The following is a 15,729-nucleotide window of genomic DNA, read 5'->3' as shown; positions in this document are numbered from 1 at the left end:
CCCGGGCAGGCTGGTTCGTTGGTTTATAGCCGGTCCGGGGGGTTCGCTTCAAGGTTTCTTTGTGTCCTTGACCTGCACAATTACTGTTCTAGACGATCCAGTTTGTTTTCCTTGGGGGCGCGGGGGCAGTCGGTAGGCCATGAGCATCGTTCTTCTTATTCTCGGTATCGTCCTCATCGTCTCCGGCGTTGCCGCCCTGCTGCGGCGCCAGCTCCTGTGGGGAGTCGTCCTCCTCGTCGTGGGCGTTCTGCTCACCCCCAGCGGTTACATCGCTGGTTTGTGAGGACCGTTACCCATCCACCCCGCCCACCATCGACTGACGTCCCTGACCCGAAATCTTCCCAGGTCAGTTAGGCGGTCATTCCCCGTCCCCGCTGGATGCTAGGTTCGATAACGGTCCCGGCTGCACCCCTTCGCTGGGTGCAGCCGGGACCGTTAGCTTTGGACGACCCAAGTAGGGAAGAGAACCGGTGAAGAGCGTCGAACCCGAGGTCCGCCTTGTTGCCCGACCGCAACTGGACTACGACGAGGTCGCCGGCTACCTCGCCGAGGTCGGGGGCAGCAGCTGGCTGGAACGTCTGGACCGGGGCGATCTGGAGAACACCCTCAATGACCCGCAGAACCTCGCGGAGTTCGCCGGGCGGCTCTGCTACCGCTCGTGGGAACCCGGTCTCAACCCCAACGTCACCCGGGTACGCACCGACCAGGACGCCTACCTCTCCAACATCCTCGCCAGCCTGCACGGCTCCGTCCTGGAACACATCAGCTTCAGTTTCGTGCTGCACAACGTCAGCCGGGTACTGACCCACGAACTCATCCGGCACCGTCCCGGCGTGGCGATCTCCCAGGAGTCGATGCGCTTCGTGCGCCTGGAGGACCTTCCCTTCTGGTTCCCCGAATGGGCGCAGGAGGATCCCGAGCTGATGAAGCGCGCCACCGAACTCCTCGGGCAGATGGAACAGTTCCAACTCTGGATGGCCGACCACTTCGGCCTCGACGAGGAGGGAGTGCCCTTCTCCGTGAAGAAGCACCGCACGTCGTTCATGCGCCGCTTCGCCCCCGAGGGCGTGGCCACCGGCCTGGTGTGGACTGCCAACGTCCGCACCCTGCGCCACACCCTGGAAGCGCGTACCGCCCCGGGAGCCGAGGAGGAGATCCGGTTGCTGTTCGACAAGATCGGCACGGTCCTGGTGAGGGAGGCCCCCGCACTGTTCGGCGACTACGAGGTCGTCAACGGTGCCTGGACGCCCAAATGGCGCAAGGTCTGACCCGCTGACGACCGTGGCCCCGCACCCCTGCACGGGGGCGGGGCCACGCTGCTCTCAGCAGCACCGGCTCCCGGGATGGGTGTCGCCGCGGTCGGTGTGGTGGCGCCAGAACTCGCGTTCGCCCATCGGCGGGGTGCCGGCGTGGGTGCGGGCGTGGTGCTCCAGATAGATCTCGTAGGCACGCTCGCCGACCACGCCCCGCGCGATCTGCCAGGCGCTCGACAATCCCCGGGCCAGGGTCGCCCAGCCCTGTCGGAGCCGGCCGCCCATCAGCGACCCTCGGTGTCCGCGGCTCCCGCGGCCGCGCGCTCACGCGCGATCTGCCGTTCGGCCGCGGTCGGGACGAGCCCCGAAGGGGCCCACAGCTTCGACTGCACGTACGGTTCCTCGGTGGTGGGCAGCTGTCCGCCCGCGCGCAGCGCCTTGATCCAGACCCGGGCAGCGTCCACCAGGATCACGATGATCAACAATGCGAACAAGGCGGACAGCACCCCGTCCACGGTGGTGTTGACCACGACCTGGCGCATCTGGTCCACCGTCGCGGCCGACCCCAGCGAGGTCTCCCCGTTGGCCAGCGCCTCGGAATACTGGGCGCGCTGGGCGAAGAACCCGATCTTGGGGTCGGCGGAGAAGATCTTCTGGTAGCTGGCGGTCAGTGTCACCACCACGTCCCAGACCAGCGGAACCAGGGTCACCCAGGCGTACTTGGCCCGCCCGGACTTGATCAACAGGGTCGTGCACACCGCGAGCGCCACCGCCGCCAGCAGTTGGTTGGCGATGCCGAACAACGGGAACAGCTGGTTGATCCCACCCAACGGGTCGTTGACCCCAGCCCACAGGAAGTAGCCCCATCCGGCAACGACCAGGGCGCTGGTCAGGTACAGACCCGGTTTCCAGCTGACGTCGCGCATCGGCTTGTAGACGTTGCCGAGGGTGTCCTGGAGCATGAACCGTCCCACCCGGGTGCCGGCGTCAACGGTGGTCAGGATGAACAACGCCTCGAACATCACTGCGAAGTGGTACCAGAACGCCATCATCGCCTGCCCGCCGAACACCGCGGAGAAGATCTGGGCTGCGCCCAGCGCGAAGGTCGGAGCGCCGCCGGTCCGGGCGATCACACTGTCCTCGCCGATAGCGTCCGCGGTGGCTTGCAGGGTCTCGGGCGTCACCGTGAAACCGAGTTGGCTCACCGTGGCGGCCGCCCCTTGGACCCCTTCGCCCAGGGCCCCGGCCGGCATGTTCATCGCGAAGTACACGCCCGGGTCGATGACGCAGGCTGCGACCAGTGCCATCACCGCCACGAACGACTCGGTCAGCATGCTGCCGTAGCCGATCATCCGGACCTGGGACTCCTTTTCGATCAGCTTGGGCGTGGTGCCCGAGGCGATCAGCGCGTGGAACCCCGACAGCGCGCCGCAGGCGATCGTGATGAACACGAACGGGAACAGCGAGCCGGCGAAGACCGGCCCCTCACCGTTGAAGGCGAAATCGGTGAAGGCCGGCAGTTGGAGGCTGGGCATCGCCACGATGATGGAGATGGCCAGCAGCACCACCACGCCGATTTTCATGAAGGTGGAGAGGTAGTCGCGAGGGGCCAACAGCATCCACACCGGCAGGACCGAGGCGATGAAGCCGTAGACGATGAGGCCGAAGGTCAGCTCGTTGTGGCTGAAGTGGAAGAGCTCGGCCAGCACCGGGTCGGCCGCGACCCATCCGCCGCCCACGATCGCCGCCAACAGCAGCACCACCCCGATGCCCGATGTCTCCATGACCCGGCCGGGACGTACGTAGCGGAGGTAGAACCCCATGAACAACGCGATCGGGATGGTCATGATCAGGGAGAAGGCGCCCCAGGGGGAGTCGGCGAGCGCGTTGACCACGACCATCGCCAGGACCGCCAGCAGGATCACCATGATCGCCAGCACCGCGACCAGTGCGGCGACCCCGCCCACCGGGCCGATCTCCTCACGGGCCATCTGCCCGAGGCTCTTGCCGTTGCGGCGCATCGAGAAGAACAGCACCACCATGTCCTGCACGGCGCCGGCGAAGATCACGCCCAGGATGATCCACACCGTTCCCGGCAGGTATCCCATCTGTGCGGCGAGTACCGGCCCCACCAGCGGGCCGGCGCCGGCGATGGCGGCGAAGTGGTGGCCGTAGAGCACGCGACGGTCGGTTGGATGGAAGTCCGCGCCGTTGTTCACCCGCTCGGCCGGGGTGGCGCGGGTGTCGTCCACCCGCAGGACCCGGTAGCTGATGAAGCGGGCGTAGAAGCGGTAGCCGATGGCGTAGGACGCCAGGGCCGCGAAGATCAGCCAGGCCGCCGAGATCTCCTCGCCCCGGGACAGGGCGATGACGGCCCATGCCACGGCGCCGACCAGGGCGACCGCCACCCAGACGAGAACGCGGACGGGGGTCCAGCGGGGTGGTTCGTTCGCCCCCTTGTGAACCGTGCCGATGGTGGTCACGCGCGCCCCCTTGCGATGGTGGATCGTCGATGAGCGATCGGGCGCGATTTAACCATGTCTTCACATAAAGCGTAAGTAGTCGTAGCGCAGCGTGATCGGATTCGATGCGAAGAAGTCGGGGAGACAGCCGGAGCCGTTGACACGGAACCGGGGGTACCGGTCGTTTCGGTACCCCCGGTTTTGGGTGGTGCCCGCCGATTCGCCGGCAGGGTCAGAGTGCGGAGCGGTCCAGGATCTCGTCGGCCGCGGTGGCGGCCGGCGCGGCGAGGTCGTGCTCCTCGGCCTCGGTCTCCTCCCGGGAGCCGCTCTGCTCCTCCCCGATCGCGGTCAGGTCGTGATAGATCCGCGAGCGTCGCACCCCCGCTGCCCGCAGGTCCGGGACCATGGCACGCACCATCTCCGGCGGTCCGCACACGTAGGCGTCGTGGTCGGCCAGGGAGCCCAGGGCGGGCAGGGCGTCGCGGAGTCTGCCGTGCACCACCTCGCCGATGGACTCGCCGTCGGGCGCCTCCCGGGACAGACGTTTGTCGTCGGACTCCCGCTCCAGCACCGAGACCACCCGCAGCCAGGGATAAGTGGCCCGCAGCTTCATGAGGTCGGCGATCTCGCTGAGGTGGTCGCGATCACCCGCACCGTACAGCAGCACGACGTTGCGGCGGTTGGGCAGGCTCACCACTTGCTCCAGGATCGCCTTGACGGGGGCGATCCCGCTGCCTCCCGCCACGCACACCAGGTCGCGATCGGAGGTTGCGTCGAGCACCATCGATCCCAGCGGTGGGCCCAGCAGTACCCGGTCGCCCAGTCGGGTGTGGGTGACCAGGGCGTTGCTCACCCATCCCCCCGCCACGCCGCGCACGACCAGGCGGAGCAGGTTGTCGTTGCGCGGTGCGTTGGCGATGGAGTAGGAGCGCCACACCCGCGGCCAGCGTGCTGCCTGGAGCGACAGGTACTGACCGGGGAGGTAGGAGTAGGGCTGATTGGGTCGCAGGGTGATGCGCGCGAGGTCACGGCAGGGCCGTTCCAGGTCGATGACCTCTGCGTGCCACCAAGGGGGAGCCCACGCAGAGTGTTCCTCGGCGGCCTCGATCATCATCCGGGCGGCCAGGGCATAGGCGTCCGACCATGCTTGGGCGGCTTCGACGCTCCATGCGGTGCCGCTGAACTTGCGCACAGTGGTCAGCAGCGCTGCCCCGACCGCGTCGTAATGGCCGGCTTCCACCCCGAACTTGCGGTGATCGCGGCCGAGGTGGCCCAAGAACCCCGATAGGGTGTCCGGACTTTCCAGGTTCTGCACGATCGTGACCAGTGCGCTGAACAACCGGTCGCGTTGGACGTCCATTGCGGGCGGGAACATTGCGCGCAGGCGTGGGTTCTCCGCGAAAAGCCGACCGTAGAAGTATGCGGTGGCCCGTTCGGTCTGTTTCTCGACTTCGGTGAATGTGTCTCTGATAAGGCCTGGGTTCAACGGCATGAAGTGACCCGTCCCCTTCGGATCGCGTGGGCGACTAACCGCCCCTCCCCGCGGCGGTCGCGGCCGCTGGGCCGCTGCTGGCGGCTCCAATCGCCACCGATGTGTTCACTGGAGCGCCTTGCGCTGAAGTGTGGCACCCATTTTCGGGGCCAACAACCGATTCTCAATAATTACGCACGGTGTTTACGGTTCGTTTTGTCTCGTTACTTTCCGTGATTGAAACATTCTCCTGCGCGACTCGATATCAATGTGATAAAGGCATTCGGAGGTGCGCGGACGTCTCCGTGTGGGCATAGTCGGGTCTTCCCCCAGGTGGTGCCGCGCGGTCGCGGCGGGGGCGGCTTTTGGCAGCCGTCGTTGCTTTGCGTAACAAATAAGACAGTCCGGTGAAGTGTTGTTAATGTCGTTATCGGTTCAGTCGCGACAAGTCGGCCAATACGCTTTTCGCGCCATCATCGGCACGGCCTCGCCCCCCACGTCCGGCCGGCGCCATCCTGCAGGAGGAGAACGCATGTCCCGCCCGCTCATCGGGATCACGAGTTGCCTCGAACCCGCGCGATGGGGGGCCTGGATCCGGGAGGCGGCGGTCGTGGCCACTCCCTTCCTGCGCGAGGTGGACCGTGCAGGCGGCCTGCCGGTGGTCCTCGCGCCGGTCCACCCCCGCGGCGTCCCCGAACTCGTCGAGCGTTTCGACGCGCTGGTCTTCACCACCGGTGCCCCGGTCGGGGCGGAGGTCCACGGGGTCGACTCCGGGCCCGGCGCGCCCGAGCCCGATGCGCGGCGCGACCGTTTTGAGATCGCCTTGATCCAGGCGGCGATCGCCGCCGGGCGGCCCTTCCTCGCCATCGACCGCGGACTTCAGGTCCTCAATGCGGCTGCCGGAGGTGCCCCTTTCCCCTATGTCCAGGAGGGCGCCTCCCGGCTCGCCGACGTCGATGTGGCGGTGAGCCTCACCAGCAGCCTGGGCAAAGCGGTCGGCGACTCGGTCAGGGTCCGTCGTGCGCCCGGTCCCGGTATCAACCGGGTCGGTTCCGGCCTGCTGCCCGTGGCGTGGGACGACGAGCAGGCCGTCCAGGCATTGGAGGTCTCGGGGAACGGGTTCGGGATCGGAGTACGGTGGCACCCGGAGGAGGGAACCGACCGCCGGTTGTTCGAGGAGCTGGTTGCCAAGGCCGCCCATTGAGACACAGCCCCCGGCGCACCGCCCCCGGGCGCGGTGCTTTCACCGTCCTGTCGTTACGCTGAGTATGCGTCATGGTTGCGGCGTGCCCGCGCGTTGAGTTTTTGTCGTTTATGCGAAGATTCAACGGGAATCGGGTGGCGGCTGAGGGTGACGCCTACCCGTGCGGCAGTGGGTAGTCTCGAAGCACAGGGGCAGGGGAGGTGGGATGGCGATCTCGACGAGCGCGGGTTCCGGGGCGGACCGCATCTGGACGGTTCCGAACCTGATCAGCATTGTTCGCCTGCTCGGTGTGCCGCTGTTCCTCTGGCTGGTCCTTGGGCCCCAGGAGGACTGGTGGGCCTTGCTGCTCCTCGCCATGGCCGGCGTCTCCGACTGGCTGGACGGCAAGATCGCGCGCGCCTGGAACCAGACCAGTCGGCTGGGTACGGTCCTGGACCCCATGGCCGACCGGCTCTACATCTTCGCGGCCCTGCTCGGCCTGGTCGTGCGCGACATCGTCCCGTGGTGGCTGATGGCGATCCTGGTCCTGCGCGATCTGCTGATCATCGTCGCGCTGCCCATTCTGCGCCACTACGGCTACGGGCCGCTTCCGGTCAATTTTGCGGGCAAGGCCGCGACGCTGTGCCTGCTCTACTCCTTTCCACTGCTGTTCGTCGCCGCATATGACGGCATTGTCGGCGATGTCGCGCAAATCGTGGGTTGGGCCTTCGCGATCTGGGGAACTGCTATCTACTGGTGGGCCGGATTGCTCTACACGGTCCAGGGACTGCGGCTCATGCGACAGAGCCGTGGCCTGGATCGCCCCACCGGGTCCGAACAAGGGCCCGGGGCGCCTGAAGTCGATTCGGCCGACGATCCCGATGTGATCGAACGCGGTGCCCAGGCGTAAGAGGCGCCGACCGCGTGGCCGGTGACTTCCGGGCCACCGACCAGCGAAGGAAGGGAGCGCGTCCCCACCATGAAAGCCCGCGTTAGGGCGTCTCGCCGCATGTTGACCGGGGCCCGGAGGTGGCCGCGATGAAGGCCGTTGTCATGGCCGGCGGAGAGGGCACACGCCTGCGCCCGATGACCGCGAACCAACCCAAACCGCTCCTTCCGGTCGTCAACCGACCGATCATGGAGCACGTTCTCCGGTTGCTGAAACGGCACGGATTCGACGACACCGTCGTCACCGTGCAGTTCCTCGCCACCCTGATCCGGAACTACTTCGGTGACGGCGAAGAACTGGGAATGAACCTGCGCTACGTCGCCGAAGAGGTCCCGCTCGGCACCGCAGGCAGTGTCAAGAACGCCGAGGAACACCTGCGCGGTGAACCGTTCATCGTCATCTCCGGCGATGCGCTCACCGACATCGACCTCACCGACATGGTGCGCTTCCACCGTGAGAACGGCGCGATGGTCACCATCGGGCTCAAGCGGGTGGCCAATCCGCTGGAGTTCGGCATCATCATCGTTGACGACGCGGGCCGCATCCAGCGGTTCCTGGAGAAGCCGACCTGGGGCCAGGTCTTCTCCGACACCGTCAACACCGGCATCTACATCATGGAACCCGAGGTTCTCGACCAGTTCGCCGCGGGCGAGAACGTTGACTGGTCCTCCGATGTCTTCCCCAAGCTCCTTGAGGCCGGCGCCCCGCTCTACGGCTACATCGCCGAGGGCTACTGGGAGGACGTGGGCACCCACGAGAGCTATCTGAGCGCCCAGGCCGACGTGCTCTCGGGCAAGGTTGACGTGGAGATCGACGGTTTCGAGATGTCCCCGGGCATCTGGGTCGCGGAGGGTGCGGAGGTCAACGCGGACGCCGTCCTCAAGGGCCCGCTCTACATCGGCGACTACGCCAAGGTGGAAGCAGGCGCGGAGCTGCGCGAGTACACCGTGCTCGGCAGCAACGTCGTCGTGCGCTCCGAGGCGTTCCTGCACCGCGCAGTGGTGCACGACAACGTCTACGTGGGCACCGGCACCCACCTGCGCGGCTGTGTCATCGGCAAGAACACCGACATCATGACCGGTGCTCGTGTCGAAGAGGGCACGGTCGTCGGTGAAGAGTGCGTCATCGAGTCCGAGGCGTATCTCGCCAACAACATCAAGGTGTACCCGTTCAAGACGATCGAGGCCGGCGCGGTCGTCAACGCCAACGTCATCTGGGAGTCCAAAGGGCAACGATCGCTGTTCGGGCCCCGTGGCGTGTCCGGCCTCATCAACGTCGAGATCACCCCCGAACTCGCCGTTCAGTTGGCCAGCGCCTACGCCACCACGCTGAAGAAGGGCGCGGTGGTCACCACCTCCCGGGACGCCTCTCGGGCCGCGCGGACGTTCAAGCGGGCCGTGATCAGCGCTCTCACGGCAGGGGCCATCAACGTCGAGGACCTGGAGGCGGTGCCACTGCCGGTGGCGCGCTTCCACACCTCACGGTCGGGGCTCAGCGGCGGGATCTCGCTGCGCACGACCCCCGGGGACCCGCAGTCGGTGGACATCATGTTCCTCGACGAGACGGGGGCCGACCTCTCTCCGGCTGCCCAGCGCAAGCTGGAGCGGGTGTTCTCCCGGCAGGAGTACCGGCGTGCCTTCCCGGGCGAGATCGCCGAGCTCTCCTTCCCCTCGCGCGACGTCGAGGTCTACACCCATGAGCTGCTGCGCAGGATCGACACCTCCGGTGTGGACGGGGCCGATCTCAAGGTCGTGGTGGACTGCGCCGGCGGAACCGGTTCGCTGATCCTGCCGTCCCTGCTGGGGCGGATCGGAGCAGAGGTCCTCACCGTCAACAACCGGTTGGACGAGGACTCGCCCACCGACACCCTGGCCAAACAGATGCGCGACCTCCAGCGGCTGGGCGAGCTGGTGGGATCCTCGCGTGCTGACTTCGGGGTGCGCTTCGACCCTGTGGCCGAGCGGCTGTCCATCGTGGACGGCAACGGCGAGCTCGTGGAGAACGAGCGGGCCCTGCTGGTGGTGCTCGACCTGGTAGCTGCGGAACGTCGCGGCGGAAAGGTGGCGTTGCCCGTCACCACGACCAGGGTCGCCGAGAAGGTGGCGAACTTCCACGGGGTCGGCGTGGTCTGGACCCCGACGGCCACCGACGAGCTCACCAAGGCCGCCATGGCCGATGACATCGTGTTCGCTGCGGACGGCCGGGGCGGGTTCATCCTGCCGGAGTTCTCCCGGACCTCCGATGCGATCGCGGCGTTCGTCCGGTTGGTCGGCCTGGTGGCCCGCACCAAGTTGTCGCTCAGCCAGATCGACGACCGTATCCCGCGGGCGCACCTGTTGCGTCGTTCGGTGCCCACCCCCTGGGCGGTCAAGGGCAGCGTGATGCGTGAGGTGGTGGAGGCCGCGGAGGGCCGCGAGATCGACACCACCGACGGGGTCAGGGTCCTGGAGCCCGACGGTTCCTGGGCGCTTGTCCTGCCCGACACCGCCGAGGCGGTGACGCACCTGTGGGCCGAGGGGCCCGATGCCGACACCGCCCAGCGGTTGCTTGAGGAGTGGGCGGCCGTGGTCGAACGGGCCGAGGGTTAGGCCGCGGCCGGGCGGGTACTCGTCCGGCCGGCGCGCGTCCGGTGAAAGCCGTGCCGGGCGCGCGCTCGCGGTACGGTCCGACCCGCGGAACTCCCCAGGACGGCGCAGGTGTGGACAGCGCACAGATATGGTTTAGAGTCGAGTGCTCCTGGTGTAAGAGATGGTGAAAAAGGGGCGATTGCGCGGGATGAGAACGTGAGGCATGAAGCCTGACGGTGCGGCGGACGACGCCGCCGTAACCTGTTGATCACCAGCCGAATCAAGGACCGCCCCGTGCGGTAGGAGGCCGAGCCGACCTATGTCGAGCGTTTACTGCACGCAGTGCGGTCACGCCGTTGCGGACGATGCCCGTTTCTGCTCTAACTGCGGTTCCCCCATCAACAAGTCCGGGGGAGACCAACCGCGCGAGCGCATCGGCGAGACGACGTCCACCATCTCCATCTCCGGCATCCAGGCGCTGGAAGCCGAGAGCGACGGCGCGGACGAGGTGGGGCACGACCCCGCGGCCGTGGAGGCGCTCCCGGCGGGCACCGCGCTCCTCGTCGTCAAACGAGGTCCCAACGCGGGAAGCCGTTTCCTGCTGGACAAGGACGTCACCACGGCGGGGCGTCACCCCAACAGCGACATCTTCCTCGACGACGTGACCGTCTCGCGGCGGCACGTCGAGTTCTATCGCCGCGGTGGTTCCTTCGGGGTCCGTGACGTCGGCAGCCTCAACGGCACCTACGTCAACCGTGAGCGCATCGACGAGGCCGAGCTCGGCGGTGGCGACGAGGTCCAGATCGGCAAGTTCCGCCTGGTCCTGCTGACCAACCCGCGACGGGGCTGAGTCGCGCACACGAACGGGTGGGGGCGGAGGCATTTCCGGCCCCACCCGGATCACAGGTTTGCACCTCTCCCAACTCGGACAACCTTCTAGGGAAGACCGCTGCCGAGTGCGCGTGTGTCGGGGTGCCAACCACAGTTCCCGGCTCCGGGCAACTGCGCGTCGGGGGAGCGGGGGCCACCATGTCCCGCCCTGGACGGTTCGTGCGGATCTCGGCGGTGTACCGTGAAAGACGGAGCAGAGCGCACCCTGGGGTGTGTGTCCCTCCGAACGCGACGAGTCGTGGGACGGAGCCGCAGTGAAGCACATGGAGGTCGTCGGCGTCCGGGTCGAGATGCCCGCCAACCAACCGATTGTCCTACTCAAGGAGACCGATGGGGAGCGCTACCTCCCCATCTGGATCGGCGCGGTGGAAGCCACCGCGATCGCTCTTGCGCAGCAGGGCGTCAAGCCTGCCCGTCCCCTCACCCACGACCTGTTCCGCGATGTCCTGGACGCGTTGGACGCCACGTTGACCACGGTCAACATCACGGCCCTGGAGAACGGGATCTTCTACGCCGACCTGGTGTTCTCCAACGGTGTGGAGGTCAGCGCCCGCCCCTCCGACTCCATCGCGCTGGCGTTGCGCACGGGTACGCCGATCTATGCCCGTGACGACGTCATCGAGGAGGCCGGAGTGCCGATCCCCGATGAGCAGGAAGACGAGGTCGAGCGCTTCCGGGAGTTCCTCGACAACATCACTCCCGAGGACTTCGGCCGGACCACGTAGGCAGCCGTGACACCGCGTTGGCCCGTCAGACACCGCGGAGGACGACCATTCCGCGGTGCTTCGGCGAGCCGGTCGTTCCCCGGGATGCGACCCGGACGAAAGAACGTGAAGCGCGACGCGCCGAGGGCTGTCGTTGACGCTGTCCATGCCACCGGCTTACCGTCACTGTTGAAGCAACCTGCGGCGTCTCGCGTTATCTCCCCTTGTCAAACCGCCGCAGGTCGAGGAGCCGGAGGTTCGGCGTGGCGGTTATCAGCGGCAAGCAGCAAGCCTCCGACCACAGGCGGTCAGCCGTGCGGTTGGCCGGTGAGCAGGGCCTGCTGTGCGAACAGGACGTAGTGGGGCTGCCAATGGACGTCGGATACCGTGGACCCGCGGCCTGTGCGGCCGCGGGTATCACGTACCGTCAGCTCGATTACTGGGCGAGAACCCGGCTGGTCGAGCCCAGCGTCAGCGTGTCCGAGGACACGGTCGGCCAGCGCCTGTACAGCTTCCGCGACATCCTTGTCCTCAAGGTGGTCAAACGCCTCTTGGACACCGGGATCTCGCTCCAGCAGATTCGTACGGCGGTGGACCACCTGCGCCACCGCAACATCGCCGATCTCGCCCAGGTCACCCTCATGAGCGACGGGGTCAGCGTCTACGAGTGCACCTCGCCCAACGAGGTCGTGGACCTGCTCCAGGGCGGACAGGGCGTGTTCGGCATCGCGTTGGGGCGTGTCTGGCGTGAACTGGAAGGAAGCCTGAGCGAACTCCAGGGCGAGAACCTGTCGGCGGCCGACGCGCGGTCGGCGGACCCCCATCCCGGCGACGAGCTGGCCCGTCGGCGCCGCGAGCGCCGCACCGGCTGATCCGCAACCGCGCCGGCGACTTCCGGCGCGGATCCGGGGGCCAAGCGACGCGCAACCGGGTTTCCGGCGGGGCCGGGCGTGTGACCCGCTTCTCGCCACCGCGGGCACGGGCCCGATAGCACGGTCAGTACGATGGCTATGGCAGAGTACGCCACAGTTTCAGTACGAACAGCCGTTGATACCGCACGGGAGAGACCCCGACCACGGGGCGCCGACGGGGCAAGACTCCCCAGCTAACCTCTCAGGCACCAAGGACCGTGTGGATAGGCACTCTGGAGCACCACGCCCGCGGCGCGCCCGCGGTCACCGTGGGTGACAGAGGGGGAGACCAGGAGCAAGCCGCTCGTCGGCCCAGCGACCAGGAGGTCTCCATGCCGGATCAGCACGTCCCCGCGTACCGCGCTCCCGCCACCGTCTTCGCCGACCGCCACATCGGCCCCGACGAGGTCGAGCGCGCGGTCATGCTGGAGGCGGTGGGGTACGGCTCCACCGCGGAGCTGATGGCCGCTGCCGTCCCCAGCAGCATCCTGAGCGCTCCCGGAGCGCCGGCCGCCCTGGGCCTGCCCGAGCCCGCCAGCGAGACCGAGGCGCTGGCCGAACTGCGCGCGCTGGCCGACACCAACCAGGTACTCGTCTCGATGATCGGCCAGGGCTACTACGACACCGTCGTCCCCCCGGTCATCCTGCGCAACATCATGGAGAACCCGGCCTGGTACACCGCTTATACGCCCTACCAGCCCGAGATCTCCCAGGGCCGCCTCGAGGCACTGCTCAACTTCCAGACCATGGTTGCCGACCTCACCGGCCTGCCGGTCTCCGGCGCCTCCCTCCTGGACGAGGCGACCGCAGCCGCGGAGGCCATGACGCTGGCCCGGCGCGCCACCAAGAGCAAGAGCGCCAGTTTCGTCGTCAACTCCAACGTCTTCGGTCAGACCCTTGCGGTGCTGCGGACCCGTGCCGAGCCGCTGGGAATCGACGTCGTGGTCGCCGATCTGTCCGACGGTCTGCCCGAAGGCGACATCTTCGGTGTGCTCGTGCAGTACCCGGCTGCCTCCGGCGAGGTCCGCGACCCCCGGCCGCTCATCGAAGCCGCCCACGAGCGCGGCGCGCTGGCCGTGGTCGCGGCCGACATCCTGGCTCTCACCGTGCTGACCTCGCCCGGTGGGCTGGGCGCGGACATCGCGGTCGGCTCTACACAGCGCTTCGGCGTTCCCATGGGCTTCGGTGGTCCGCACGCCGGCTACATGTCGGTTCGCGAAGGACTCCAGCGCCAGCTTCCCGGCCGTCTGGTCGGAGTGTCGGTGGACGCCGCGGGCAACCCTGCCTACCGCCTGGCCCTGCAGACCCGCGAACAGCACATCCGTCGCGAGAAGGCCACCAGCAACATCTGCACCGCCCAAGTGCTGCTGGCCAACATGGCCGGGATGTACGCCGTCTACCACGGCCCCCGGGGACTGCGGGCAATCGCCGAGCGTGTCCACGGTCGGGCCGTCCTGCTGGCGGCCGGACTGCGTTCCGCCGGGGTCGAGGTGCTCACCGACTCCTTCTTCGACACCCTGCGGGTGCGCGTTCCCGGCCGGGCCGACGCCGTCGTCGAGGCCGCCCGCGAGGCGGGCGTCAACCTGTTCCGGGTGGACGCCGACACCGTGGGCATCTCCTGCGACGAGACCACCACCTCCGGACACGTCGCCCTGGTACTGAACGCGTTCGGGGCCAGAGTGCCCAACGACGCGGCCCCGGCGGCCCCGGTGCTGCCCGCCGCGCTGGCCAGGGAGGTCAACTACCTCGCCCATCCCGTGTTCAACACCCACCGCAGCGAGACCTCGCTGCTGCGCTACATGCGCCGACTGGCCGACAAGGACCTGGCCCTGGACCGCACGATGATCCCCCTGGGCTCGTGCACCATGAAGCTCAACGCCACGGCCGAGATGGAAGCCGTGACCTGGCCGGAGTTCGCCGGTCTGCACCCCTTCGCGCCGCTGGAGCAGGCGGCCGGCCTGGTGCGCGTCGTGCGCGACCTGGAGACGTGGTTGGCCGAGGTCACCGGCTACGACGCGGTGTCCCTGCAGCCCAACGCGGGTTCGCAGGGGGAGCTCGCCGGCCTGCTGGCCATTCGGGAGTACCACCGCTCCCGTGGTGACGCCGCACGCGAGGTCTGCCTGATCCCCAGCTCCGCGCACGGCACCAATGCCGCCAGCGCCATCATGGCGGGCATGCGCGTCACCGTGGTCGCCTGCGACGAGGGCGGCAACATCGACCTCGACGACCTGCGCGCCAAGATCGCCAAGACCGGTGACGCGCTGGCGGCGATCATGGTGACCTATCCGTCCACGCACGGCGTGTACGAGGACACCATCACCGAGGTGTGCCGTCTGGTGCACGAGGGCGGCGGCCAGGTATACGTGGACGGCGCCAACCTCAACGCCCTCGTCGGCTGGGCCAAGCCGGGCGAGTTCGGCGCCGACGTCAGCCACCTCAACCTGCACAAGACCTTCTGTATCCCGCACGGCGGCGGAGGCCCGGGGGTCGGTCCGGTGGCGGTGCGCGCGCACCTCGCCGACTTCCTGCCCAACCACCCCGCCCAGTCCGAGGCGGGCCCCTACACCGGCGTCGGCCCGGTCTCGGCCGCCCCGTTCGGTTCGGCGGGCATCCTGCCGATTTCCTGGGCCTACATCCGGATGATGGGGGAGGAGGGGCTGCGCGCGGCCACCGAGACCGCGGTGCTGGCCGCCAACTACGTCGCCAAGCGGCTGGCCCCCCACTACCCGGTGCTGTACGCGGGTACCGACGGCCTCGTGGCCCACGAGTGCATCATCGACATCCGCGGTCTGCAGAAGGCGACCGGTATCTCCAACGACGACCTCACCAAGCGGCTCATCGACTACGGGTTCCACGCCCCCACGATGTCCTTCCCGGTGGCCGGCACCCTGATGATCGAACCCACGGAGAGCGAGGACCTGGCAGAGCTGGACCGCTTCGTCAACGCGATGGTCGCGATCCGCGCCGAGATCGACCGGGTCGCCGACGGCTCATACGAGCGGGAGGACAATCCGCTCAAGAACGCCCCGCACACCGCGGAGGCGCTGACCGCCGACGACTGGAAGCACGCCTACAGCCGGTCAGAGGCCGCCTACCCGGTGCCCTCGCTGCGCCGGTCCAAGTACTGGGTCCCGGTGGCGCGTATCGACCAGGCGTTCGGCGACCGGAACCTGGTCTGCTCCTGCCCGCCGCCCGAGGCGTTCGAGGAGTAACCGCTGCGGCGCGGTGGCGGCAGCCCGTTCCGACGGTGCCGTCGCCACCGCGATCCGATCGACACCGCCTTTCAATGATCTACAACGTAAAGACGGCGGATTTGTCGCGTCGATCTTCCCGCGGAC

12 protein-coding genes and 1 riboswitch are annotated in these 15,729 nt (G+C 67.8%); of the genes, 9 read left to right on the top strand and 3 right to left on the bottom strand.

The window, feature by feature from the left end; translation table 11 throughout:
* The first annotated feature begins 139 nt into the window (after positions 1 to 139).
* Entirely contained in the window at positions 140 to 283 is a 144-nt protein-coding gene (locus tag AC0VYP_RS15290) for a GPGG-motif small membrane protein (RefSeq protein WP_285756691.1), read from the top strand.
* Between the two features lie 187 nt (positions 284 to 470).
* On the top strand, positions 471 to 1,268 hold the full coding sequence (gene thyX / locus AC0VYP_RS15285) for an FAD-dependent thymidylate synthase (RefSeq protein WP_475470342.1): 798 nt from the start codon (positions 471 to 473) through the stop codon (positions 1,266 to 1,268).
* 54 nt (positions 1,269 to 1,322) lie between these two features.
* Here the strand turns inward: thyX and AC0VYP_RS15280 are convergent, their stop codons facing one another.
* From AC0VYP_RS15280 to AC0VYP_RS15270, 3 genes are all read right to left on the bottom strand, one after another.
* Positions 1,323 to 1,538 carry a YbdD/YjiX family protein gene (locus AC0VYP_RS15280; protein WP_285756689.1) on the bottom strand — a complete coding sequence of 72 codons (216 nt, stop codon included), beginning with the start codon at positions 1,536 to 1,538 and terminating at the stop codon, positions 1,323 to 1,325.
* Positions 1,538 to 3,736, bottom strand: a complete 2,199-nt coding sequence (locus AC0VYP_RS15275; protein WP_285756688.1) for a carbon starvation CstA family protein — start codon at positions 3,734 to 3,736, stop codon at positions 1,538 to 1,540. Before AC0VYP_RS15275 ends, AC0VYP_RS15280 begins: the two co-directional genes overlap by 1 nt.
* A 211-nt stretch (positions 3,737 to 3,947) precedes the next feature.
* The gene (locus AC0VYP_RS15270) at positions 3,948 to 5,207 is read right to left on the bottom strand and encodes a globin domain-containing protein (RefSeq protein WP_475470341.1); all 1,260 of its coding nucleotides are present in this window, start codon (positions 5,205 to 5,207) and stop codon (positions 3,948 to 3,950) included.
* Between the two features lie 511 nt (positions 5,208 to 5,718).
* On the opposite strand from AC0VYP_RS15270, the gene AC0VYP_RS15265 reads away from it, so the two are divergent.
* The 7 genes from AC0VYP_RS15265 (at position 5,719) to gcvP (ending at position 15,603) form a co-directional block, all read left to right on the top strand.
* Positions 5,719 to 6,390 (top strand): gamma-glutamyl-gamma-aminobutyrate hydrolase family protein, encoded by a 672-nt coding sequence (locus tag AC0VYP_RS15265; protein WP_285756686.1) that lies wholly within the window; start codon positions 5,719 to 5,721, stop codon positions 6,388 to 6,390.
* A gap of 205 nt (positions 6,391 to 6,595) precedes the next feature.
* Positions 6,596 to 7,279: a cardiolipin synthase ClsA gene (gene clsA / locus AC0VYP_RS15260; protein WP_285756685.1), complete on the top strand. Its 684-nt coding sequence runs from the start codon at positions 6,596 to 6,598 to the stop codon at positions 7,277 to 7,279.
* A 128-nt stretch (positions 7,280 to 7,407) separates the two neighbouring features.
* Entirely contained in the window at positions 7,408 to 9,906 is a 2,499-nt protein-coding gene (locus AC0VYP_RS15255; protein ID WP_475470339.1) for a sugar phosphate nucleotidyltransferase, read from the top strand.
* 298 nt (positions 9,907 to 10,204) lie between these two features.
* Positions 10,205 to 10,735, top strand: coding sequence for an FHA domain-containing protein (locus AC0VYP_RS15250; protein ID WP_285756683.1), 531 nt, complete (start codon positions 10,205 to 10,207; stop codon positions 10,733 to 10,735).
* Between the two features lie 295 nt (positions 10,736 to 11,030).
* Positions 11,031 to 11,501, top strand: coding sequence for a bifunctional nuclease family protein (locus AC0VYP_RS15245; RefSeq protein ID WP_285756682.1), 471 nt, complete (start codon positions 11,031 to 11,033; stop codon positions 11,499 to 11,501).
* A 242-nt stretch (positions 11,502 to 11,743) separates the two neighbouring features.
* A complete protein-coding gene (locus tag AC0VYP_RS15240) occupies positions 11,744 to 12,352 on the top strand; it encodes a MerR family transcriptional regulator (protein WP_285756681.1) in 609 nt (202 codons plus the stop codon).
* A 176-nt stretch (positions 12,353 to 12,528) separates the two neighbouring features.
* Positions 12,529 to 12,620: riboswitch (glycine riboswitch) on the top strand.
* A 103-nt stretch (positions 12,621 to 12,723) separates the two neighbouring features.
* Complete coding sequence (gcvP, locus tag AC0VYP_RS15235) at positions 12,724 to 15,603, top strand: aminomethyl-transferring glycine dehydrogenase (protein WP_475470336.1); 2,880 nt, start codon at positions 12,724 to 12,726, stop codon at positions 15,601 to 15,603.
* Positions 15,604 to 15,729: the final 126 nt, after the last annotated feature.

The organism is Nocardiopsis sp. iso_186 (assembly GCF_056173365.1).
This window is presented reverse-complemented; position numbering and strand designations above follow the sequence as displayed.

Excerpts from the sequence above, each read along its gene's own strand:
- gcvP (WP_475470336.1), top strand. The coding sequence starts at position 12,724 with ATGCCGGATCAGCACGTCCCCGCGTACCGCGCTCCCGCCACCGTCTTC.
- AC0VYP_RS15265 (WP_285756686.1), top strand. The coding sequence starts at position 5,719 with ATGTCCCGCCCGCTCATCGGGATCACGAGTTGCCTCGAACCCGCGCGA.
- AC0VYP_RS15250 (WP_285756683.1), top strand. The coding sequence starts at position 10,205 with ATGTCGAGCGTTTACTGCACGCAGTGCGGTCACGCCGTTGCGGACGAT.
- AC0VYP_RS15290 (WP_285756691.1), top strand. The coding sequence starts at position 140 with ATGAGCATCGTTCTTCTTATTCTCGGTATCGTCCTCATCGTCTCCGGC.
- AC0VYP_RS15270 (WP_475470341.1), bottom strand. The coding sequence starts at position 5,207 with ATGCCGTTGAACCCAGGCCTTATCAGAGACACATTCACCGAAGTCGAG.
- AC0VYP_RS15255 (WP_475470339.1), top strand. The coding sequence starts at position 7,408 with ATGAAGGCCGTTGTCATGGCCGGCGGAGAGGGCACACGCCTGCGCCCG.
- AC0VYP_RS15280 (WP_285756689.1), bottom strand. The coding sequence starts at position 1,538 with ATGGGCGGCCGGCTCCGACAGGGCTGGGCGACCCTGGCCCGGGGATTG.
- clsA (WP_285756685.1), top strand. The coding sequence starts at position 6,596 with ATGGCGATCTCGACGAGCGCGGGTTCCGGGGCGGACCGCATCTGGACG.